A 20,343-nucleotide genomic window follows, 5' to 3' on the forward strand; every position below is an offset into this window, starting at 1 on the left:
GCAGGAGGAGCCAGATACGCGTCGCGCCGTGGCCGGCCACAGGCAGAAACGCTAGGCGCGCGGGCCGGGAACGCGCATGCGCCGAGATGGCCATTCGAGGATGTAGTCGCGCGCGGCCCCGATGTGTAGGACACGTCCGGATCAACGGCTCCCGCCCACCCCGCGCCGCGATTCGAGGGGGAAGTGCCGACCCGCCGGGCACAACCAACGGTATGGCCGACGAACCCCTCGAACTCGGCGAGATCTCCCTGTCCGAGTGGCACATCCACACCGACCAGATGGCCGAGGCGGGTTTCCTGACCATCGCCAGACGGCTGCCCTCCCTCGTCCGCCAGGCGATGGGCATGGCCTGGCGGGCCAGCCCGCGCGACACGGTGGCGACGGTCGTGCTGAGCCTGCTGGGCGGCGTCTTCACCGCGTTCGGGCTGCTCGCCACCACCGGCGTGCTGACCGCGCTCTTCGAGGAGGGGCCGACGCCCGAGCGGGTGCGAGCGGCGCTGCCCAGCCTGGTCATGGTGGGCGCGGCGGCGGCGCTGCGCACCGCGATGCAGGCGGGCGCCGGCTGGGCGCAACAGCGGCTCGAACCCCAGATCACCCGCCTGACCGAGGAGCGCCTCTACGGCCTGACCAGCCGGGTCGACCTGGTCGCCTACGACGACCCGGAGTTCCATGACGCGCTCCAGCGCGCCCGGATGCGCGGCGTGGCCACCGCCGACTCCGTGGTGGCGCTGGCCGTCGACGTGGTCACGGCCGCGATCGGCATCGCGGCGGTGGCCGGGGTGCTCGGCGTGCTGCACCCGGTGCTGCTGCCGCTGCTCCTGCTCGCCGTGCTGCCCGACGCGTGGGCCACGGTGCGCGCCGCCCGGATGCGCTACTCCACGCTCTACGCGCTCATCCCGGCTCACCGGCACAAGTGGATCATCGCGGAGTTACTCGCCAACCGCAGCCCGGCCGCCGAGGTCCGTTCGTTCACCATGCGCGGTTTCCTGCTGCGGTTGTACGACTCGGTGGCGCGGGCGGAACAGGAGGTGCTGCTCCGGCTGGCCAGGCGGCAGACGATCGCCAGGATCGTCGGCGAGGCGCTCGGCGGGCTCGGCAGCGCCCTCGTCTACGTGGCACTCGGCGTCCTGCTCGCGGTCGGCGCGATCCCGCTGGCCGTGGCCGGCACGGCCGTGCTCGCCATCAGGTCGGGCCAGTCCTCCCTGGCCAACCTCCTGTACGCCACCAACCGCCTCTACGAGGAGGGCCTCTACTTCACCGACTTCGTCGAGTTCTGCGATCAGGCCGAGGGCCGCCTGGCCGTGTCACGTCCCGGGCGGCCGCCGGCGCGCTTCGAGCGGATCAGCGTCGAGAACGCCGCCTTCACCTACCCCGGCTCCGAGACCCCCGCGCTGCGCGGCGTCTCGGTCGAGATCAAACGCGGTGAGGTCGTCGCGTTCGTCGGCGAGAACGGCTCGGGCAAGACCACCCTGGCCAAGATCCTGTCGGGCCTGTACGAGCCCGACACCGGCCGGGTCACCTGGGACGACGTCGACCTGCGCGAGGTCGATCCCGAAGCGATCCGCCGGCGCACCGGGGTCATCGCCCAGGATCACACGCGCTGGCCGCTCAACGCCCGCTACAACATCACGATGGGCACCGGCAAGGGCGAGGCCGCCCTGCACACGGCCGCCGCGGTGGCCGGGGCCGACGAGGTCATCGCCGAGCTCCCCCACGGCTACCGCACGCTGCTCGACCGGCGCTTCAAGGACGGGCACGAGCTGTCGGGCGGCCAGTGGCAGCGCATCGCCGTGGCTCGCGGCTTCCACCGGGAGGCCGACCTGCTCATCTGCGACGAGCCGACCGCCTCCCTCGACGCGCGGGCCGAGCACGCGCTGTTCGAGCGGATCCGCGGCCACTCCGACGGACGGACGGTGCTGCTGATCACCCACCGCCTGGCCAGCGTCCGCTACGCCGACCGCATCTACGTGCTCGACCACGGGCTCGTCACCGAGGAGGGCGACCACGAGACGCTCATGGCGCTCGGCGGCCTCTACACCGAGCTCTACACCCTGCAGGCCTCGGCCTACCGCTGACCGCCCGATGTGGAGGTGGAATCGGGAGTGGGAGCCAGTCGCACGCCGCCCGGCTCGGTCTTCTCGTCGGGGAAGACCCACTTCCGCAGCGCCCAGAAGCGGAAGACCATGGCGATCAGCGTGCCGATGATCTGCGCGCTCATGAAGTCGGCGATCTCCTGGGTCAGCAGGCTCACCTCCGGGGTCTCCAGACGGAACATGTACCGGGAGATCCATAGCGGCGCGGAGCTGAGCACCAGACCGACGCCACTGACCAGGAAGAACAGCGCCGCCTCGTGACGGCGCTCACGGCCGCCCCTGGTCCGGAACGACCATTCGCGATTCAGCACGTAGGACACGATCGTCGCCACGAGCACCGCGATGATCTTCGCGGTCACCGGCTTCGGTTCCAAAAAGGTCAGCTTCAGACCATAGAACACCGTGTTGTCCACTAAGAACGCCGCTCCACCCACCACCGCGAACTTCAGCGGTTCGCGGTGCTTCAGCGCACGTGCGCGCAGTGGTTCCGGCAATCTCGCGACTACTGCGTTGGCTATTCGGAGCACCCCCGATCTTCTCACCAGTCGAACAGCGCCGGGTTCCGCGGTTCCGTGGCAATTCCGGCCGGTCATGGGCGCAGTCCGAGCCAACTCAGGTGACCATGAGCGCTGACGGGAGGTTCAGGGCCTCCAGGAACGCGGCGGCGGCCGGTGCGGGGCGCTGGCGGCTCCAGATCAGGTGCTCCACCCGGGTGGGTGGATCACGGAGCTCGACGACGCGCACATCACGGAGTTCGGGGGCGAAGGCGGCGGGCATCATGCCGATCCCCAGACCCAGCCGGACCAGCCGCGCCAGGAGATCCGCGTTCGTGATCTCGAAGGCGACCTCACGGCTGACGCCGGCAGCGGCGAACGCCTCGTCCGACTGAGCGCGCGCGGCCGTGCCGGCGGGAAAGTCCACGAACACCTCGCTCGACAGCCGGCGCAGATCCACGTCGGCCATGTCGGCCAGCGGGTGGCCGGGCGCCACCACCGCGACCAGCTCACCCCGCGCCAGGGCGCGCCCCCGGACCTCCTTCGGTTGTACGTCCGGCGGCAGCCCGAGGAACGCGATGTCCAGCGTGCCCTGCCGTACCTGTTCGGCCAACTCGTCGCTCGCCCCCACGCGCAGCGTGATCCGCACCTGCGGATGGCGCACGTGAAAGCTCTTCAGCGCGCTCGGCAGGTCGACCGCCGTGACGGTCGGGATGGTGCCGATGGCGAGCTGGCCGCGAAGCTCCCCGGAGGCCGCCGCCACCTCAGCGCGCGCCCGTTCGGCGGCGTCGAGAGCCTGCCGGGCAGCGGGCAGGAACGCTTCGCCGGCGGGGGTCAGTCTGACCCGGCGGCTGGTGCGCTCGAAGAGCCGGGCGCCCAGTTCGCGTTCCAACCGGGCGATCTGGTGGCTCAGTGCGGATTGGACGACTCGGCAACGTTCGGCGGCACGGGTGAAGTTCGCCGTCTCCGCCACGGCGACCACATAGCGCATCTGCTGGAGTTCCACGAATCCATCATGAATCACGATCGTTAGCGTGAAAAACATGCATTGGACTCATTGATTCTCAGTGCCCAAGGCTGGGGACATGACGAACGCAGCCGGATCAGGCACTCCACGCGTTACGACGCACCACGAGGCCACCGAGGTGCCAGACGGTCCCGCGCCGCTGAGCCGCGGGCTGCTGCTCCTGATGTCCGCGGCGACGGGGCTCTCGGTGGCCAACAACTACTTCGCCCAGCCACTGCTGGACCTGCTCGGCCGGGAACTCCGGCTCAGCACCACGATGGCCGGAATGATCGTGACGGCCGCGCAGGTCGGCTACGGACTGGGGCTGATCCTGCTCGTGCCGCTCGGCGACCTGGTGGAACGCCGCAGGCTCGCTGTCATGCTGTACGCGGCCACCGCGGTGTTCCTGCTGGTCTCGGCGACCGCGCCCAACGGAGCACTGCTGCTGGCCGGAACCGTGCTCACCGCATTGACCTCGGTGGCGGCCCAGGTCGTGGTGCCGTACGCCGCCACGCTCGCGGCACCGGCGCAGCGCGGCCGAGTGATCGGCACCGTGATGAGCGGGCTGATGCTGGGCGCGTTGTTGTCCCGTACGGTCGCGGGAGGGCTCGCCGAACTCGGCGGCTGGCGGACGGTCTACTGGGTGAGCGCGATCCTCATCGCCGGGGTGACAGTGCTGCTGTGGCGCTTCCTACCGCCCCTGCACACCCCAATCGGGCTGTCGTACCCGGCGCTGTTGCGCTCGACGATCGCGCTGTTCCGCCACGAGCCCGTGTTGCGGTGGCGGGCCGGCATCGCCGCCCTCTCGCTCGCCTCGTTCAACGTGCTGTGGACGGCCGTGACCTTCCTGCTCGCCGGCCCGGCGTACGGCTGGTCCGAGGGGGGCATCGGACTGCTCGGACTGGTGGGCGCGGTGGGCACGGTGGCAACGACGGTGGCCGGCCGGCTGGCCGACCGTGGCTACACGCAATGGGTCACGGGGATCGGCAGCGCCACGCTCGCCGCCGCCTGGCTGCTGATCGGCATGGGCGAGAGCTCCCTCTGGTGGCTCCTCGGCGGGGTGATCGTGCTGAACCTGGCACACCAGGCGGTGCTCAACAGCAACCAGCACGTCATCTACGCGCTGAGCCCGGAGATCCGCAACCGGCTCAACTCCGCGTTGATGACGGCCTTCTTCGCCGGCGGCGCCGCAGGCTCGGCGCTGGCCGCGGTGGCGTGGGTGCGTGGCGGCTGGACGGCGGTGAGCGTCCTGGGAGGCGTGCTGGCCTGCGGGATGTTCGTGCTGTGGGTGCTGGAACGGCGAAATGTCCGAGAGAGGCGTCATCCGGCCGGCTCCACGTGACCTGTCCGCTGCCGCCAATGTCACCGTCACACCATGGAAGGGATCCAGCAGTGTCGAACAAGAAAACCGTCCTGGTCACAGGCGCGACCGGTGGCCAGGGCGGCGCCGTCGCCCGCAGGCTGCTCGACGACGGCTGGGCGGTGCGCGCCCTCGTCCGCGGCCCGGACAAGCAGAAAGCCAGGGAGCTCAAGGCGCTCGGCGCGGAGCTGGTCACCGGCGATCTCGACGACCCGGAGTCGCTGCGCGCGGCGGCGCAGGGCGCGCACGGCGTCTTCAGCGTGCAGCCCGCCGACGTGGCCGACCCACACCCCGCGGTCGAGGTGCGGCAGGGCAGGAACGTCGCCGACGCGGCCCAAGCCGCGGGCGTCGCGCACCTCGTCTACAGCTCCGTTGGCGCCGCCGGGCGCGAGTCCGGCGTCGCCCACTTCGAGACCAAGACGGAGATCGAGGCGCACATCGATGCCATCGGCGTGCCCGCGACCGTGCTGCGGCCGGCTTTCTTCATGGAGAACTGGCCGTCCATGGTGCCGCAGGCGGAGAACGGCGAGCGGGTTGGTTCGATCGCGCTGGACGCGGACACCTCGCTGCAGATGATCGCGCTGGTCGACATCGGCCGGATCGCGGCGGACGCGTTCGACAAGTCGGCCGAGTTCATCGGCAAGAAGATCGAGATCGCCGGCGACGAGCTGACCGTGCGGCAGATCGGCGAGGTGTTCACCAGGGTCGATGGCATTCCGACTCGCTTCGAGCGGCAGCCGATCGAGGAACTGCGGGCCGGGGCAGAGGAGGTGGCGAACATGTTCGACTGGTTCAACGAGAAGGGGTACCAGGCCGATATCGCCGCGCTCCGCGAGCGGTACCCGGAGTTGCTGACCCTGGAGGCGTGGCTGAGCAGGAACCGGTAGGAGATCGGCCCCGCACGCGCGATCCGTCAGGACAGGGCAGCCTGGAGGATGGCGCGGGCGATCGCGGCGGCGGACGGGTCGCCGGGAGGCGCCTGTTCGAGGACGACGCCCACGGCCACCTCGGGCACGTCCGCGGGGGCGAAGGCGGTGATGACGGCCTGGTCCCGGAGCGACCCGGCGGCGGCCGGCTCGACGCCGGGAAGGGCCGCCGGCGCGCTCCCGGCGGCCACCTCGACTCCGGGGATGGCGATCGCCTCGCCGGCGCCTCCCGGCCGGGTGACGGCGGCCATCATCGCCGCCAGCTGCCGGGCGTCGGGCGCGGCCAGCGTGACGCGGTAGGGCGAGGCGTCGGCGCGGTTGATGATCGAGCCGTCCGGCAGACGTACGTCCTGCACCAGGTACGGGCGCATCAGGACCCCGTCGTTGGCCACGGCGGCCGACAGCATGGCGACCATCAGCGGCGTGGCCCGGACGAGGTGCCGGCCGGTGGCCGTCAGCGCGGTCCCGGCCCGGTCCAGGCCGGCGGGGAAGGTGCTGGGCACGGCGCGCAGGGGGACGGCGAGGTCATCGGCGCCGAAGCCGAACGCCTCCGCCTGGGCGCGCAGAACGTCCTGGCCGAGGTGGAGGCCGAGCCCGGCGAACGCGGTGTCGCACGATCCGCGGAAGGCGCGGCTGAGCGCGACCGTGCCGTCGCCACAGGGCCGGCCGCCGGGGTTGGACAGGTGGCGCGAGCCGCCGGGGAGCGGCAGGCGGCCGGGGGCGACGACGCGGGACACGGGCGTGTACTCGCCGGAGGCGAGCGCGGCGGCCGCGGTGACCACGGTGAAGGCCGAGCCCGGCGGGTAGCTCCGCTCCAGGGCCCGGTTGAGCAGCGGCCGGCTCGGGTCGTGGCTCAACCGCTGGTCCACCCTGACCAGCCGGTCCGCGTTGAGCGTGGAGTAGGCGCCGGGGTCGTACGACGGGTAGCTGGCCAGGGCCAGGATCGCGCCGGTCGCCGGGTCGACGGCCACCGCCGCGCCGGGCCGGCCCGTCGACCTGAGGCCCTGGTAGGCGGCCCATTGGACGCGTTCCCTGATCGTGAGCCTGACGTCGGCCCCGCCCGCGTCGCCGTCGTTGATCAGCCTGCGCATCCGCACCTTCGGGTCGTCCCCGGACAGCACGCCGTTCTCGGCCTGCTCGACGCCGGTGGCCTGGTGCAGGGCGATGTGGCCGGTGACGGGGGCGTACATCTCGCCGTTGGTGTAGACGCGCCGGTACTCGTACGGGCCGCGCCTGCTCGGCCGGCTCCTGACGATGGTCCGGCCGTCGTAGGTGAGGATGTCGCCGCGCGGGTGCGCGAACCTGGCGAGGAGCGCCCGTTGGTCACGCGGGTCGGCGCCGAAGCGGCGCACGCCGAGCGTCTGCAGATAGGTGATGTTCGCCAGCAGGGAGAACAGCAGCGCTCCACAGACCAGGGCGACCCGTCTCAGCGGGATGTTCATCCGTCTCGCCCTCGGCCCGGCCATGGATCACGTCTAACAGGCGGCCCGCCAAGCCAGGGCTACAGGAGGCTCCGGTAGTAGGAGATCTTGTTGTGGAGGTAGCGCTGCCGCTCGGTGAGGCTGGCGATCTGGGGATCAGCCCACGTCACCGAACAGGTCCTGGACAGCCTGAGCGGTGGCCGCGCCGGTGAGCCAGGTCTCGAGCTGAGCGAGATCCGTGCAGGACAGGATCCGGGCACGTGTCTCCTCAGTGACGTGAAAGCCCCGCGCATTCAGCACGAGCAGCACCGACCGGGCCGCCTCCTCGGCCTTCCCTTCGACTTTTCCTTCGACCTTCCCCTTGGCTTTGACTTCGGCTATGCCCTCTTGGAGACCGCGACCGTAGTGCTCGCGGGCCCAGGGTGTGTAAACCGGCCAGTCGGTGGACGTCATGATCTCCTCCATGAAAACAGGTGCACGGCCTCCGGCTTCAGAGGACGCTCTGATAGTAGGAGATCTTGTTCCTGATGTAGCGCTTGCGTTCCACGAGGTTCTCGATCTGGGCCTCGACGCGGTGATCGTGCTCTTCGAGGAGCTTGATGCGATCCGGGATGGTGTGGTCGCCGGCACGGGTCAGCTCGGCGAAGCGGAGCATCTCGGCGATCGGCATGCCGGTGTCGCGCAGGCACCGGATCGTCCCGAGCCAGCCCACGTCCTCCTCGCTGAACCGGCGCTGCCCGGCAGCGTTGCGGCCCACGGGCTCCAGCAGGCCGATCTTCTCGTAGTAGCGCAGGGTGTCGAGGGTGAAGCCGGTCTCCTCGACCACTTCGGCGGGTGTGTAGACGCTCACGCCCCAGAGCATCGCACCTGGAGTGCACTCCAGGTCAACGCGAGATCGTTCGTACCGAAAAATGCTCTTACGCGGGCACTTGTTGAGCGCTTGACATGGAGTGCACTCCAGCTTCCACAGTCATCCCTTGACATCCTCCCGGCTCTGAAGAACCGGGATTCCGACCGTCGCCGGTCGGGCTTCCTGCTTCACCGCCGGTCGCCCGCCCGAGAGAGGACTCTCGTTGAGGTCCTACACCGGCTCCACAGGCGTTTCGCCTCTCCGCAAGCCCTGCGGCGAGGGTGATTCCGATCGTTCGTCCGGCGGCTTGGTTGTCGCCACCGTCGAACACACTACCGAACCGCGCGGTGTCGTGCGGCGTTTCGACGGCGGTCCGCCTGGCGGCGAATCGCCTGCCCCTGCCCTGCTCCGCAGGGGTCCGATTCCTCCCTCGCCGGAAGGCGGGGGTCTCCTCGGAGGTTCCCGATGAACATCGCACTCGGCACGATCCCCTTCGGCACGACAGTCGGCGAGAAGGACTCCTTCGCCCTTCTGGACCGCTTCGCCGAGGTGGGCGGCACCATGATCGACACTGCGAACAACTACCCGTTCTGGGCCGAGGGCTGCTCCGGCGACGAGAGCGAGCTGACCGTCGGGGCCTGGATGGCCGCCCGCGGCAACCGCGACGAGATCTTCCTGAGCACCAAGGTCGGCGCCCGCCCGACGATCCCCGGCGACACCACCCTGGACTCGGCGGAGGGGCTGTCCGCCCCGGCCGTCGCCAAGGCCGTCGAGGGCAGCCTGAGCAGGTTACGGACGGACTACATCGATGTGTATTGGGCGCACATCGAGGACCGTTCGGTGCCGCTGGAGGAGACGCTGGGCGCCTTCGACGCGCTCGCCCGGCAGGGCCGGATCCGCAGCGCGGGCGCCAGCAACGTGCCCGCCTGGCGGCTCGACCGGGCGCGCAACCTGTCGGCCTCGCGCGGCCTGCTGCCCTACACGTACGTGCAGCTCCGCCACACCTACCTGCGCCCCCGCCCGCTGACCAGAATGGCGGAGTCGGGCCATGTGCTCGCCACGGACGAGATGCTGGACTACGTCCGCGCCGAGCCTGACCTGACGCTGTGGGCGTACAACACGCTGATGGCGGGCGCCTACACGCGGCCCGACCGGCCGATCCCGGAGATCTACGACCACCCGGGCACCACCCGGCGGCTCGCCGTGCTGCGCGAGGTGTCGTCGGAGCTGGGCGTCACGCCCAACCAGGTGGTGCTGGCCTGGCTCCTGGCCGACGGGTACGTCCCGATCGTCGGCGTCTCCACGATGGCCCAGCTCGATGAGGCCATCGGCGCGGCGGACCTCAAGCTCGACGACGACCTCCGCGCGCGGCTCGACGCCCCCTGCTGACCCCGCCGCCGCGAGCCGCGGCTACGGGAGATGCTCGGCCAGGTAGCGGCGGACCAGCAGCTTGCACTCGGCGATCATGAACGGGTCGCCGTCGGGCTGGATGCGGAAGGCCACCTTCAGCACCGCGTCGGTGGCCTCCACCGCCACCAGCAGCGCCCGGTCGAGCCCGTCGCCCGGAGGCGCGTCGAGCAGGTCGACGGCGAGCGCTCGCAGGCGCTCGGCCACGACGACGTTGTTGTCCTGGGCCCGGTCGAGGGTCCGGCGGGTGCCCTCCAGGGGCGGCCCTCCCGGCCGGGCCAGGACCTCGCCGAAGTCGACCACCGCGAACCCCGGCGTGGTGCGCTTCATCGCGACGAACTCGTCGATCGCCAGGTCCACCAGGTCGGTCCAGTGCCCCAGGTGGGCCTCGGCGATCCGCTCACTCACCCGGCTCAGGAACGCGTCGAGGTTGCGCACGGCCAGCGCCCGGACCAGGCCCTGCTTGTCGGGGAAGAACTGGTAGAACGTGCCGATCGGCACCCCGGCCCGCCGCGCGACCTCCTTGGTGGTCAGCGCCTCGTAACCGAGCTCGTCCAGCAGGCGCGCGCACTCGTCGAGCATCCGCTCCACCCGCTCCACACTGCGGCGCTGGGCTGGACGGCGGCGCAAGGCACTGGTCATGCCCCCATCCTCGCTTATTTCCCGCGGGGACAGGCTCTGACTTCCCAAGACGATTAACATGAGCAGCACTCGCATAACTTGAGGAGCCGCTGATGTTTCTCTGGGGTACGGCCACGGCCGCCTACCAGATCGAGGGGGCCATCGCCGAGGACGGCAGGGGCGTCTCCATCTGGGACACGTTCGCGCACGAGCCGGGCCGCGTCCGCGACGGCCACACCGGCGACGTGGCCTGCGACCACTACCACCGCTGGCGCGAGGACCTCGGGCTCCTGACGGACCTCGGGGTCAACGCCTACCGCTTCTCGATCGCCTGGCCCCGGATCCAGCCGGACGGCGCGGGCGCGCCCAACCCGGCCGGTCTCGGCTTCTACGAGCGGCTGGTCGACGGGCTGCTCGCGGCGGACATCACGCCGGTGCCGACCCTGTTCCACTGGGACCTGCCGCAGGCGCTGGAGGACCGCGGCGGGTGGCTGGACCGCGACACCGCCGAGCGGTTCGCCGAGTACGCCGGCATCGTCGCCGAACGGCTGGCCGACCGGGTCCCGATGTGGATCACACTGAACGAGCCGTTCGTGCACATGGCCTTCGGCTACGGCATGGGCGTCCACGCCCCGGGCCGGGCGCTGCTGCTCGACGCTCTCCCCGTCGCGCACCACCAGCTGCTCGGCCACGGCCTGGCCGTACAGGCGTTGCGGGCTGCGGGCGCCGGGCAGGTGCTGATCACCAACAACTGCACCCCCATCTGGCCCGCGTCGGACTCGGAGGAGGACCTGGCCGCCGCGGCCGCCTACGACGCCCTGCACAACCGGCTGTTCAACGACCCGGTCCTGCTGGGCTCGTATCCCGACCTGTCGGCGTACGGGACCGAGGTGGAGGTCCGCGACGGTGACCTGGCCACGATCTCGGCCCCGCTGGACGGCCTGGGCGTCAACTACTACAACCCCACCCGGATCGCCGCTCCCACGGGCGACGGCCTCCCCTTCTCGGACGTCGGCGTCACCGGCTACCCCACCACCGCCTTCGGCTGGCCCGTGGTCCCCGACGGTCTGCGCGAGCTCCTGACGGGCCTGCGCCAGAGGTACGGCACCGCCCTCCCACCCGTCTACGTCACCGAGAACGGCTGCTCCCAGCCGGACGAGCTCACCCCGGCCGGCGTCGACGACCAGGCGCGCATCGCCTACCTCGACGGCCACATCGACGCGGTCGAGCGTGCCCGTCGGGAGGGCGTCGACGTGCGCGGCTACTTCGTCTGGTCGCTGCTGGACAACTTCGAGTGGGCCGAGGGCTATCATCAGCGCTTCGGCCTCGTCCACGTCGACTTCGCCACCCAGCGCCGCACCCCCAAGGCGTCCTACCACTGGCTCAGGCGCCGCCTGGCCGGCGGCGACCGGCCGCCCTCTTGACGCCACCGCATATCGGGAAACACTGTTTCCCTCATGGCAGCGACATGGTCCGCAGATGACGTCCGAGAGCCCGAGCCGACCGCCACGTGGGACGCGATCGTCGTGGGGGCGGGCCCCGGCGGGCTCGCCTGCGCCGTCGCCGCCGCCGACGCCGGGGCCCGTGTGCTGCTGCTGGAGAAGGCGGACGACGTGGGAGGCGCGCTGCACTTCTCCGGCGGGCACCTGTCCGCCGGCGGGTTCTCGGCCCAGTACGAACGCGGCATCGAGGACGACCCGGAGCGGCACCTCGCCGACATCCGGCGGATCAGCCGGGGCACCGCGCGCGAGGACCTGACCCGGGTGTCGCTCGCCGAGCAGCCGGCCGTGCTGGAGTGGCTGCTGGCGGCCGGGTTCGCGATCGACCCGGCGACTCCCCGGATCGTGCACGGGCACGAGCCGTACCTCACGCCGCGCACGGTCCACGCCTCCGCCGTACCGGGGGGACCGGCGATCCTGGCCGTGCTGCGCCCGCTGCTGGCCGCCCACCAGGCGGCGGGCCGGATCGACCTGCGGTGCGGAGTCCGGATCACCGACCTGCTGACCGCGCCGCCGACCGGCGGCGCGGGGGCCGGGAACGGGCCGGCCACCGGCGCCCAAGACGGCGACGGCCGGGTGACCGGGGTGGTGGCCGAGGACGGGACCCGGTGGCGGGCCGGTGCGGTGGTGCTGGCCACCGGCGGCTTCGGCTTCGCGCCGGAGCTGTTCGCCGAGCTGGAGGGAGCGCCGCTGACCACGTCGGCGGCGCCCACGTCCACCGGCGACGGCCTGCTGATGGGCCGGCGGGCCGGCGCGGCCGTGCAGGGCACCGGCAGGTACATCCCGACGTTCGGCGGCCTGCCCCCGGAGGGCGACGATCCCCGGGTCGACTGGACGCACCGGCCCCAGCTGGTCGCCGTCGAGCGGCCGCCGTGGGAGATCTACGTCGACCCGCGCGGCAGGCGGTGGATCGCCGAGGACGAGCCGAGCATCGACCGCAAGGAACGGGCGTTGACCACGGTCGAGCGGATGACGTTCTGGATGGTGTTCGACGAGCGGGCGCTGCGCGAGTCGTACCCGATCGTGCACGGGTGGAGCGCGGCCGAGCTGGCCGAGCGGTGCGGGCGGCGGCGCGGCGTGCACCGGGCGGGCGACCTGGGCGGGCTCGCCGAGCTGGCCGGGATCGACCGGGAGGGCCTGCTGGAGACGGTGGCCAGGTACAACGGCTTCGTGGCCGGCGGCCGGGACCCCGACTTCGGCCGGCGCCACCTGCCCGCGCCGATCGCCGAGCCGCCCTACTACGCGATCGAGAACCATCCGGTCACGCTGATCACGTTCGCCGGGCTCGACGTGGACACGCGGTCGCGGGTGCGCCGCGCCGACGGGCAGATCATCCCCGGCCTGTACGCCGTCGGCGAGGTCATCGGCTCGGCGGCCGTCAACGGCAACGCGTTCTGCTCGGGCATGTGCCTCACCCCGGCGATGGCCTTCGGCCGCCTCGTCGGCCGCGACCTCGCCGGACGGCGCGGGATCCGGCGCTAGAACAGCGTCGGAGACCGCCCCGGACGCCCGTGCTGGAACCGCGCTAGAACACCGACACGTGCACGTGGTCGTAGTGGTTGGCGGTGGGCCCGCCGCGGTCGGACATGGGGTCCCAGCCCCCGCCGGACCGGATGTCGTAGTAGCGCTGCTTCCAGATGATGTACATCACACCGAGCCGCGACCCGTTCTGGATGAGGTACTCGGCCAGCGCGTCGCCGCGGTCGGCGTCGGCGCCGGAGGCCACCCGGCCGCCGCCCGACATCATGAAGTCGCAGGCGCGTCCCTTGCCGTGCTCGCCGGGGTCGCCGGAGCGCAGGCAGCCCACGCCGTAGGGCATCGGGAAGTTCTGCATGACCTCGGCACGTACCGAGATCATGCGCTGGGTGAGCCCGCTGGAGCCGCCGGGCTGCTGGAAGCCGTACTTGGCGAGCAGCCGCTCCATCTCGCGGCGCTTGCCCTGCATGACCTTGATCTCTTTGCGCAGCTTGTTGATCTTGTCGTTGGCGGCGAGCTTGGCCTTCTTGGAGTCGTCGATCAGCTTCTCGATGCGCTGGACCTGGCTGGTGCGCTCATGGGCGATGTAGGCCATGTTGGCCGCGTGGCCGAGCGCGTTGTGCGGCTCGCCGCCGAGGCCGAACAGCTGGGTGCCGTCGAGCGGGCCCACGATGTAGGCGTTGCGGGCGATGTCGGCGACGTCGGCCCTGGCCCTGTCGAGCCGTGCCTGCAGGGCGCCGGAGGTCTGGGTGGCCTTGCCGGCCTGGATCCTGATCTCCTCAAGGCTCTGGATCTGGCCCCGGTAGAGGTCGTTGAGCTGCGCCGCCTGTTTGGTCAGCTTGCGCAGCTCGGCCGGACTGGGGTCGGCCGAGGCCGGCCGCGAGGGAGGGAGGGCGAGCAGCCCGGCGAGGAGGGCGGCGAGTGCGGTGCGGCGACCCAGTCTCACGCCCGTCCTCCCCTCATAGACGGACCGAAACTATAGAAGATGATCTTTATTTCTGTCATCCGAACGATGGAACCCATGTGTCTTAGGTGATGCATGCCTACTTTGTCGGAAATAAGAGCACGATAAGTTTTTGGGCCTTGCCGAGACCGTCGAGTCGGTTTGAGATGGCGGCGAACTCTCTGCGAAGGGGCAGACCGTGTCTCGTTTATCGTCCTCACTCATGGCCGTCGTTCTCGGCCTCGGCACCTGCCTGGTCGCCGTCCAAGCCCACGCCGAGGTGGACCCGCTGCCACCCGGCGACCGGATCGAGCTCTATCAGCTGGACAGCCCTCCCGGCACCGGGCAGATCCTGCGGGAGAAGGGCTTCGACATCGTCCAGCAGGAGAACAAGGGCGGCCAGGAGCACATCGAGCTGACCGCCGCCCAGGCCGACCTCGACGGGCTGCGCAAGCTCGGCCACAAGCCCGAACCCGTGCGCAACCCGCAGGGCCAGACCCAGCTGGAGGCCGCGAGGACGCAGGCGGCGGGCGGCTACACGGTCTGGAAGTCCTACTCCGAGCCCGGCGGCATCGCCGACCAGCTCAGAGCCATCGCCAACGCCAACAAGGACATCGTCAAGATCCAGTCCATCGGCAGGACGCTGAGGGGCCAGGACATCCTCGCCGTCAAGGTCAGCACCCTGGCCAGGGCGCTCCCCGACGGGATCAAGCCCTCGACGCTCTACTCGGCGACGCAGCACGCCCGCGAGTGGATCGCCGCCGAGGTGGACATGCGGCTGCTGAAGTACGTGGTGGCCAACAAGTCGGCGCTGCGCGACCTGCTCAACAGGACCGAGCTGTGGTTCGTGCCGGTGGCCAACCCCGACGGCTACGACTTCACCTTCACCGAGGGCAACCGCCTGTGGCGCAAGAACCTGCGCGACGTCAACGGCGACGGCCGGATCACCAGCGGTGACGGCGTCGACCCCAACCGCAACTTCCCCACGAACTTCCACTACGACGAGGAGGGCTCCTCCTCGATCCCGAGCAGCGAGACCTACCGGGGCACCGGCCCGGCCAGCGAGCCGGAGACCAGGGCCATGGACGGCCTGCTGAAGCGCGTCGGGTTCGAGATGCAGCTCAACTACCACTCGTTCGGCCCGCTGCTGCTCTACCCGATCGGCTTCCAGATCGCCACCGAGACGGCCGACAACCCGATCTACGAGGCGCTGACCGGCACCGACGCCAACCCGGCGGTCCCTGGCTTCGACCCCGACCTCGGCGCCGAGCTCTACACCACCAACGGCGACACCAACGACCAGGCGCACCGCCAGTACGGCACGCTGTCCTGGACCCCGGAGCTCAACGAGGGCTGTGACGGCTGCGGGTTCGTCTTCCCCGACGACGAGGCGCTGGTGCAGGCGGAGTTCGAGAAGAACCTCCCGTTCGCCCTGGACGTCGCGAAGTCCGCGGTCAACCCGGTCGAGCCGGTCAGCCACCTGGGCAACAGGACGCCCGACTTCGTGATCGACCCCTTCGAGGTGAGCCATGGCCGCGACCAGGTGGTCCAGGTCAACGCCAAGCGCCGGCTGGGCCCCGTCGCGCTCAGCTACCAGGTCAACGGCGGCCGTACCAAGACGGCGCTGACCAGCGAGTGGAAGGGCGGAGAGCGCTACGGCAAGGGCTACGACCGCTACTACCACCGGCTGCGCGGCAAGATCACCGGCACCAAGCCGGGTGACAGCGTGAAGGTCTGGTTCACCTCGCTCGGCAAGAAGAGCGCCGACTTCACCTACAAGGTGGCCGACGACATCGGCGGCAAGGTGCTGGTGCTCGCCGCCGAGGACGTCACCGGCATCAGCCCGGCGCAGGGCGTGACCGAGGCGAAGTACGCCGACGACTACGCCAAGGCGCTGGACGAGGCCGGCTACAGCTCCGACGTCTACGACCTGGACAAGATGGGCCGCAAGGCGCCGCACCCGCTCGGCGTGCTCAGCCACTACAAGGCCGTCGTCTGGGAGACCGGCGACGACATCATCCCGCGCAGCGTGGGCCAGGTGCCCGGCACCACGTCCAAGGCCGGGGTCGACACCGAACTGGCCGTCCGCGACTACCTCAACGAGGGCGGCAAGCTGCTGCACGCGGGCAAGTACCCGTCGTACGCGGCCAACAACAACGGCGCCTACTACTACCAGCCCGACCAGCCGGCCCAGCCGGAGTGCGCGACGCCGAACGACCCGCCGTGCATCCCGGTGTTCAACGACTTCCAGCAGTACTACCTGGGCGCCTACGTCTACTTCGACGACGCGGGCACCGACCACGACACGGGTCAGCCGTTCGCGCTGAAGGGCGTGGGCGGCCGCTTCGACGGCCTCAACGCCACGCTGGAGCCGAGCCACACGAACTCGTTCGTGGCGACCTCGGCGATCCTGCCCGCCGACCGGTTCCCGCTGTTCGCGAGCTCAGCGCCCGTCAAGTGGGTACGGCCCGGCGGCCCGTTCGACCCGCACACCGGCTCCTGGGACGTCTACAGCGGCATCGCCGACGTCTCGTGGAAGCGGCTGACCAAGACGATCGACCTCACCGGCAAGACCTCGGGCGACCTGTCGTTCTGGACGTCGTACGACACCGAGGCCGACTGGGACTTCCTGACCGTGGAGGCCCGTACCGCCGGTGGCGACGACTGGACCACGCTGCCCGACGCCAATGGCCACACCGCGCAGTCGACGGGCAGCAGCTGCGCACCGCCGAGCGGCGGCGCGGGCTGGCGCACGATCCACCCCTTCACCCAGCGCTACCAGGGTGCCGACTGCTCGCCGACCGGCACCTCGGGCTCGTGGAACGCGGCCAGCGGCAACTCCGCGGGCTGGCAGCAGTGGAAGATCGACCTGACCCCGTACGCGGGCAAGCGGGTCGAGCTGTCGATCTCGTACATCAGCGACTGGGCCACCCAGGGCGCGGGCGTCTTCCTCGACGACTTCGCGGTCACCCTGGACGGCGCGGCGAGCGAGTCGACGTCGTTCGAGGCCGACCTGGGCGGCTGGACGGTCGGCGACCCGCCGGAGGGCACCTCGCCCTCGATCAACAACTGGTTCCGCACGGACCAGGTGTTCGAGGAGGGCGGCGGCGTCACCACCAAGGACACCGTCTACCTCGGCTTCGGCGTGGAGAGCCTGACCACGCAGGAGATGCGCACCGACCTGGTCAAGCGGTCGATGCGGCATCTGCTCGGAGATCGGCGCTGATCTGAGGCGAGCGTGACGGGGGGCGCGGCGTACCTGCCGCGTCCCTCTTGCGTGCGCGGACAGAACATGGTTCGGTCACCTTGAGGCTGTGCACAAACAAGCAAGCATTCGGTCCGCGGGAGGCTCACATCATGCGCCAGCACGACACGCTGTTCATCGGAGGCGAATGGGTGGCACCGGCGGGCACCGGCACCATCGACGTCATCTCCCCCCAGACAGAGGAGGTCGTCGGCCGGGTGCCCGACGGCACGCCCGAGGACATGGAGCGCGCGGTCGCCGCCGCCCGCGAGGCCTTCGACCACGGCCCCTGGCCTCGCATGACGTTCGCCGAGCGGGCCGCGGCGATCGGCCGGCTGGCCGCGATCTACGAGGCCCGGCAGGGCGAGATGGCCGCGCTGATCACCGAGGAGATGGGCTCGCCGATCACCTTCTCCAACCTCGCGCAGGCGCCCCAGCCGCTCGGGATGCTGAAGTTCTACGCCGAGTACGGCGCGACGTTCGAGCAGGAGGAGCAGCGGCCCGGCCTGTTCGGCCCGGTGACGGTGCGGCGCGAGCCGGTGGGCGTGGTGGCCGCCGTGGTGCCGTGGAACGTCCCGCAGTTCGTCTCGATGACCAAGATCGCGCCCGCTCTGCTGGCCGGCTGCACGATCGTGCTCAAGCCCGCCCCCGAGACCCCGCTCGACGCCTACCTGCTGGCCGAGATGGTGCTGGAGGCCGGACTCCCGGCCGGCGTGCTCAACATCGTGCCCGCCGGTCGTGAGGCGGGCGAGCACCTGGTGTCCCACGCGGGCGTGGACAAGGTGGCCTTCACCGGCTCGACCGCCGCCGGCCGCCGCATCGCCGCCATCTGCGGCGAACAGCTCAAGCGGGTCAGCCTGGAGCTCGGCGGCAAGTCGGCCGCCATCGTCCTCGACGACGCCGACCTCCCCTCCAGCATGGGCATGCTGGCGCTCGCCTCGCTGATGAACAACGGCCAGGCCTGCGTCGCGCAGACCCGCATCCTCGCCTCGCGCAACCGCTACGACGAGGTCGTCGAGGCGGTCGCGAACATGGTGACCTCGCAGCCCGTCGGCGACCCCGCCGACCCGGGCACCGGCATCGGCCCGCTGGTCGCCAAGCGGCAGCAGGAACGCGTCGAGGGCTACATCAAGGCCGGCATGGACGAGGGCGCCAAGGTCGTCGTCGGCGGACTCGACCGGCCCTACGACCGCGGCTGGTACGTCGCCCCGACCGTGTTCGCCGGGGTGACCAACGACATGAGGATCGCCCGGGAGGAGATCTTCGGCCCGGTGCTGGCCGTGATCCCCTACGAGGACGAGGCGGACGCCGTACGCATCGCCAACGACAGCGACTACGGCCTGGCCGGCACCGTCTGGACGGCCGACACCGAGCACGGCATGGACGTGGCCAGGCAGGTGCGCACCGGCACGTACGGGGTCAACTGCTACATGCTGGAGGCCAACACGCCCTTCGGCGGCTACAAGGCCAGCGGGATCGGGCGCGAGCTCGGCCCCGAGGGGCTCAGCGGCTACCTGGAGTACAAGACCATCGCCCGCCTGGGCTGACGGAGCGTTCGCAGGGCTCCGGCATTTCGGTGTGCCGGAGCCCTGCTCGCGTGCGAGACAGAACACCCAGCGCGCCCCCGCAACGCTAGGTGAACATCCCGCCGGCCCCTCAGCGGCCCGCTGGACGTGGACCACGGTGGGCGACCGTCCAGCTACAAGAAGTATGTCCCAGTCCGCCGCCGCTAGCGGTTTCCTGCCCCAAGGACTTTCTCCCTGCGGTTTTGTTCCATCCGCCCTAGGTAGACGTGTATTACTCAGGAAAAGTTCGAGTCGATCCACTTTCCGATGCGACGGACCAGTTCGGGGGTCGCCGCCGCCTCCGCGTGGCCGAACCCGGGCTCGATCCAGAGCTCCTTGGGCTCGCGCGCTCCCGCGTAGACCTGCCAGGCGTGCTCCAGCGGGAAGAACGCGTCGGCGTCGCCGTGCACGATCAGCAGCGGCGTGGGTGAGACCAGCCCGGCGGCCTCGTGGGGCGGCATCGGGATCGGGTCCCAGGCGCCCCGCGCGATCCGGGTGCGCTTGGCCATCCGGGCCGCCCACCGCCCGACGGGCTGCTCGATGGCCCAGTGGACCTGCCGCATCGGCCGGGTGCCCCGGTAGTGCCAGCGGGCCGGCCCGCTGACCGCCACGACCGCCTCGACGCCGCCCAGCAGCGCCGCGTGGCGCACGGCCACCGCCGCGCCCATCGAGAAGCCCACCACCGCGATCCGGGAGTAGCCGATCACCCGCGCGTGGCGCACGGCCGCGGCCAGATCGAGGATCTCCAGGTCGCCGACCGTGGTCTCGCCGCCCGAGCGGCCGTGGCCGCGGAAGTCGAACGCGATCACGCCGCCGTGGCCGCTGAGCGCGTGGACGATGCGGCGGGCCGCGCCCACCCGCCACGAGCCGGTGAACCCGTGGGCCACCACGATGCCGAGGTCGGACCGGGCCGACGGGGTGTGCGCGGCGTCGATCCGGACGCCGTCGTCGGTCCTGAGCATGACCGGGAAGTGTGGCGCGAGCGGCATGACCTCAAGCGTAGGGTCACCGCCGGTCCGCATCGCGCCGAGAGGGCGCCAGAACACGCAGGTCAGCCACGCTCACCACGGTCCGCACCCGCGAGCCGTCGGCCGCGTCGAGCGCCTGGGGCAGATCGGAGATCATCACGCGCGCGTGGCTGGCCAGGATGCGCCGGCGCAGGTCGCAGGCGTCGAGCTCGGCGGGCAGCGGCCAGGCGACCGCGCCGACGGCGATCACCGCGTCGGTCGCCACCAGCAGATGGGGCCCGACGGGCAGGCAGATGAGCACCGAGTCGCCCAGCCGCACTCCCCTGCGGCGGAGCTGGACGGTCGCCGCCGCCGACCACTCGTCCAACTCCCCCTCGGTGAGCCGCAGACCCGTCGCCGAGTCCACCATGACGATGCGCTCATCCATGCCGACCACGGTAGGGAGGGGCATCTCGGGCGTACATGGGGCG

17 protein-coding genes are annotated in these 20,343 nt (G+C 70.9%); 8 read left to right on the forward strand and 9 right to left on the reverse strand.

What is annotated here, in order from left to right:
• Nucleotides 1–212 precede the first annotated feature (212 nt).
• Nucleotides 213–2,075 carry an ABC transporter ATP-binding protein gene (locus tag AC5L3X_RS04930; RefSeq protein ID WP_494855381.1) on the forward strand — a complete coding sequence of 621 codons (1,863 nt, stop codon included), beginning with the start codon at nucleotides 213–215 and terminating at the stop codon, nucleotides 2,073–2,075.
• Here the strand turns inward: AC5L3X_RS04930 and AC5L3X_RS04935 are convergent.
• Together AC5L3X_RS04935 and AC5L3X_RS04940 are read right to left on the reverse strand one after the other, a co-directional pair.
• Complete coding sequence (locus AC5L3X_RS04935) at nucleotides 2,066–2,620, reverse strand: GtrA family protein (protein WP_494855383.1); 555 nt, start codon at nucleotides 2,618–2,620, stop codon at nucleotides 2,066–2,068. The two genes, AC5L3X_RS04930 and AC5L3X_RS04935, sit on opposite strands and share 10 nt — an antisense overlap.
• 85 nt (nucleotides 2,621–2,705) lie before the next feature.
• Nucleotides 2,706–3,593, reverse strand: coding sequence for a LysR family transcriptional regulator (locus AC5L3X_RS04940; RefSeq protein WP_494855385.1), 888 nt, complete (start codon nucleotides 3,591–3,593; stop codon nucleotides 2,706–2,708).
• 79 nt (nucleotides 3,594–3,672) lie between these two features.
• Here AC5L3X_RS04940 and AC5L3X_RS04945 point away from each other — a divergent pair, with 79 nt between their 5' ends.
• Nucleotides 3,673–4,935, forward strand: a complete 1,263-nt coding sequence (locus AC5L3X_RS04945; protein ID WP_494855387.1) for an MFS transporter — start codon at nucleotides 3,673–3,675, stop codon at nucleotides 4,933–4,935.
• Between the two features lie 50 nt (nucleotides 4,936–4,985).
• Nucleotides 4,986–5,840 carry an NmrA/HSCARG family protein gene (locus AC5L3X_RS04950; RefSeq protein WP_494855389.1) on the forward strand — a complete coding sequence of 285 codons (855 nt, stop codon included), beginning with the start codon at nucleotides 4,986–4,988 and terminating at the stop codon, nucleotides 5,838–5,840.
• 26 nt (nucleotides 5,841–5,866) lie between these two features.
• On the opposite strand, the gene AC5L3X_RS04955 is transcribed toward AC5L3X_RS04950, so the two are convergent.
• The 3 genes from AC5L3X_RS04955 to AC5L3X_RS04965 form a co-directional block, all read right to left on the reverse strand.
• Entirely contained in the window at nucleotides 5,867–7,321 is a 1,455-nt protein-coding gene (locus tag AC5L3X_RS04955; protein WP_494855391.1) for a penicillin-binding transpeptidase domain-containing protein, read from the reverse strand.
• A gap of 135 nt (nucleotides 7,322–7,456) precedes the next feature.
• Nucleotides 7,457–7,753: a hypothetical protein gene (locus tag AC5L3X_RS04960; protein ID WP_494855392.1), complete on the reverse strand. Its 297-nt coding sequence runs from the start codon at nucleotides 7,751–7,753 to the stop codon at nucleotides 7,457–7,459.
• Between the two features lie 37 nt (nucleotides 7,754–7,790).
• On the reverse strand, nucleotides 7,791–8,150 hold the full coding sequence (locus AC5L3X_RS04965) for a MerR family transcriptional regulator (protein WP_225262401.1): 360 nt from the start codon (nucleotides 8,148–8,150) through the stop codon (nucleotides 7,791–7,793).
• Between the two features lie 465 nt (nucleotides 8,151–8,615).
• Here AC5L3X_RS04965 and AC5L3X_RS04970 point away from each other — a divergent pair, with 465 nt between their 5' ends.
• Nucleotides 8,616–9,539: an aldo/keto reductase gene (locus AC5L3X_RS04970; protein ID WP_494855393.1), complete on the forward strand. Its 924-nt coding sequence runs from the start codon at nucleotides 8,616–8,618 to the stop codon at nucleotides 9,537–9,539.
• 21 nt (nucleotides 9,540–9,560) lie between these two features.
• Here AC5L3X_RS04970 and AC5L3X_RS04975 read toward each other — a convergent pair whose 3' ends face one another.
• Entirely contained in the window at nucleotides 9,561–10,199 is a 639-nt protein-coding gene (locus AC5L3X_RS04975) for a TetR/AcrR family transcriptional regulator (RefSeq protein ID WP_189123390.1), read from the reverse strand.
• A 92-nt stretch (nucleotides 10,200–10,291) separates the two neighbouring features.
• Here AC5L3X_RS04975 and AC5L3X_RS04980 point away from each other — a divergent pair, with 92 nt between their 5' ends.
• Together AC5L3X_RS04980 and AC5L3X_RS04985 are read left to right on the forward strand one after the other, a co-directional pair.
• The gene (locus tag AC5L3X_RS04980; protein ID WP_494855394.1) at nucleotides 10,292–11,602 is read left to right on the forward strand and encodes a GH1 family beta-glucosidase; all 1,311 of its coding nucleotides are present in this window, start codon (nucleotides 10,292–10,294) and stop codon (nucleotides 11,600–11,602) included.
• A gap of 33 nt (nucleotides 11,603–11,635) precedes the next feature.
• Nucleotides 11,636–13,159 carry an FAD-dependent oxidoreductase gene (locus AC5L3X_RS04985; protein ID WP_494855395.1) on the forward strand — a complete coding sequence of 508 codons (1,524 nt, stop codon included), beginning with the start codon at nucleotides 11,636–11,638 and terminating at the stop codon, nucleotides 13,157–13,159.
• A gap of 43 nt (nucleotides 13,160–13,202) precedes the next feature.
• Here AC5L3X_RS04985 and AC5L3X_RS04990 read toward each other — a convergent pair whose 3' ends face one another.
• Nucleotides 13,203–14,099, reverse strand: coding sequence for a VldE C-terminal domain-containing protein (locus AC5L3X_RS04990; protein ID WP_494855396.1), 897 nt, complete (start codon nucleotides 14,097–14,099; stop codon nucleotides 13,203–13,205).
• 220 nt (nucleotides 14,100–14,319) lie between these two features.
• On the opposite strand from AC5L3X_RS04990, the gene AC5L3X_RS04995 reads away from it, so the two are divergent.
• Nucleotides 14,320–17,322, forward strand: coding sequence for a M14 family metallopeptidase (locus AC5L3X_RS04995; RefSeq protein ID WP_494855397.1), 3,003 nt, complete (start codon nucleotides 14,320–14,322; stop codon nucleotides 17,320–17,322).
• Between the two features lie 131 nt (nucleotides 17,323–17,453).
• Nucleotides 17,454–18,887 carry an aldehyde dehydrogenase gene (locus tag AC5L3X_RS05000; RefSeq protein WP_494855399.1) on the forward strand — a complete coding sequence of 478 codons (1,434 nt, stop codon included), beginning with the start codon at nucleotides 17,454–17,456 and terminating at the stop codon, nucleotides 18,885–18,887.
• A 254-nt stretch (nucleotides 18,888–19,141) separates the two neighbouring features.
• Here the strand turns inward: AC5L3X_RS05000 and AC5L3X_RS05005 are convergent, their stop codons facing one another.
• Complete coding sequence (locus AC5L3X_RS05005; RefSeq protein ID WP_494855400.1) at nucleotides 19,142–19,894, reverse strand: alpha/beta hydrolase; 753 nt, start codon at nucleotides 19,892–19,894, stop codon at nucleotides 19,142–19,144.
• Nucleotides 19,895–19,910: 16 nt separating this feature from the next.
• Nucleotides 19,911–20,300: an AMP-binding protein gene (locus tag AC5L3X_RS05010; RefSeq protein WP_189123383.1), complete on the reverse strand. Its 390-nt coding sequence runs from the start codon at nucleotides 20,298–20,300 to the stop codon at nucleotides 19,911–19,913.
• Nucleotides 20,301–20,343: the final 43 nt, after the last annotated feature.

This window comes from Nonomuraea sp. CX421, assembly GCF_059358955.1.

Excerpts from the sequence above, each read along its gene's own strand:
- AC5L3X_RS04930 (WP_494855381.1), top strand. The coding sequence starts at position 213 with ATGGCCGACGAACCCCTCGAACTCGGCGAGATCTCCCTGTCCGAGTGG.
- AC5L3X_RS04945 (WP_494855387.1), top strand. The coding sequence starts at position 3,673 with ATGACGAACGCAGCCGGATCAGGCACTCCACGCGTTACGACGCACCAC.
- AC5L3X_RS04955 (WP_494855391.1), bottom strand. The coding sequence starts at position 7,321 with ATGAACATCCCGCTGAGACGGGTCGCCCTGGTCTGTGGAGCGCTGCTG.
- AC5L3X_RS04960 (WP_494855392.1), bottom strand. The coding sequence starts at position 7,753 with ATGACGTCCACCGACTGGCCGGTTTACACACCCTGGGCCCGCGAGCAC.
- AC5L3X_RS04970 (WP_494855393.1), top strand. The coding sequence starts at position 8,616 with ATGAACATCGCACTCGGCACGATCCCCTTCGGCACGACAGTCGGCGAG.
- AC5L3X_RS04975 (WP_189123390.1), bottom strand. The coding sequence starts at position 10,199 with ATGACCAGTGCCTTGCGCCGCCGTCCAGCCCAGCGCCGCAGTGTGGAG.
- AC5L3X_RS04980 (WP_494855394.1), top strand. The coding sequence starts at position 10,292 with ATGTTTCTCTGGGGTACGGCCACGGCCGCCTACCAGATCGAGGGGGCC.
- AC5L3X_RS04985 (WP_494855395.1), top strand. The coding sequence starts at position 11,636 with ATGGCAGCGACATGGTCCGCAGATGACGTCCGAGAGCCCGAGCCGACC.
- AC5L3X_RS04995 (WP_494855397.1), top strand. The coding sequence starts at position 14,320 with ATGGCCGTCGTTCTCGGCCTCGGCACCTGCCTGGTCGCCGTCCAAGCC.
- AC5L3X_RS05000 (WP_494855399.1), top strand. The coding sequence starts at position 17,454 with ATGCGCCAGCACGACACGCTGTTCATCGGAGGCGAATGGGTGGCACCG.
- AC5L3X_RS05005 (WP_494855400.1), bottom strand. The coding sequence starts at position 19,894 with ATGCCGCTCGCGCCACACTTCCCGGTCATGCTCAGGACCGACGACGGC.
- AC5L3X_RS05010 (WP_189123383.1), bottom strand. The coding sequence starts at position 20,300 with ATGGATGAGCGCATCGTCATGGTGGACTCGGCGACGGGTCTGCGGCTC.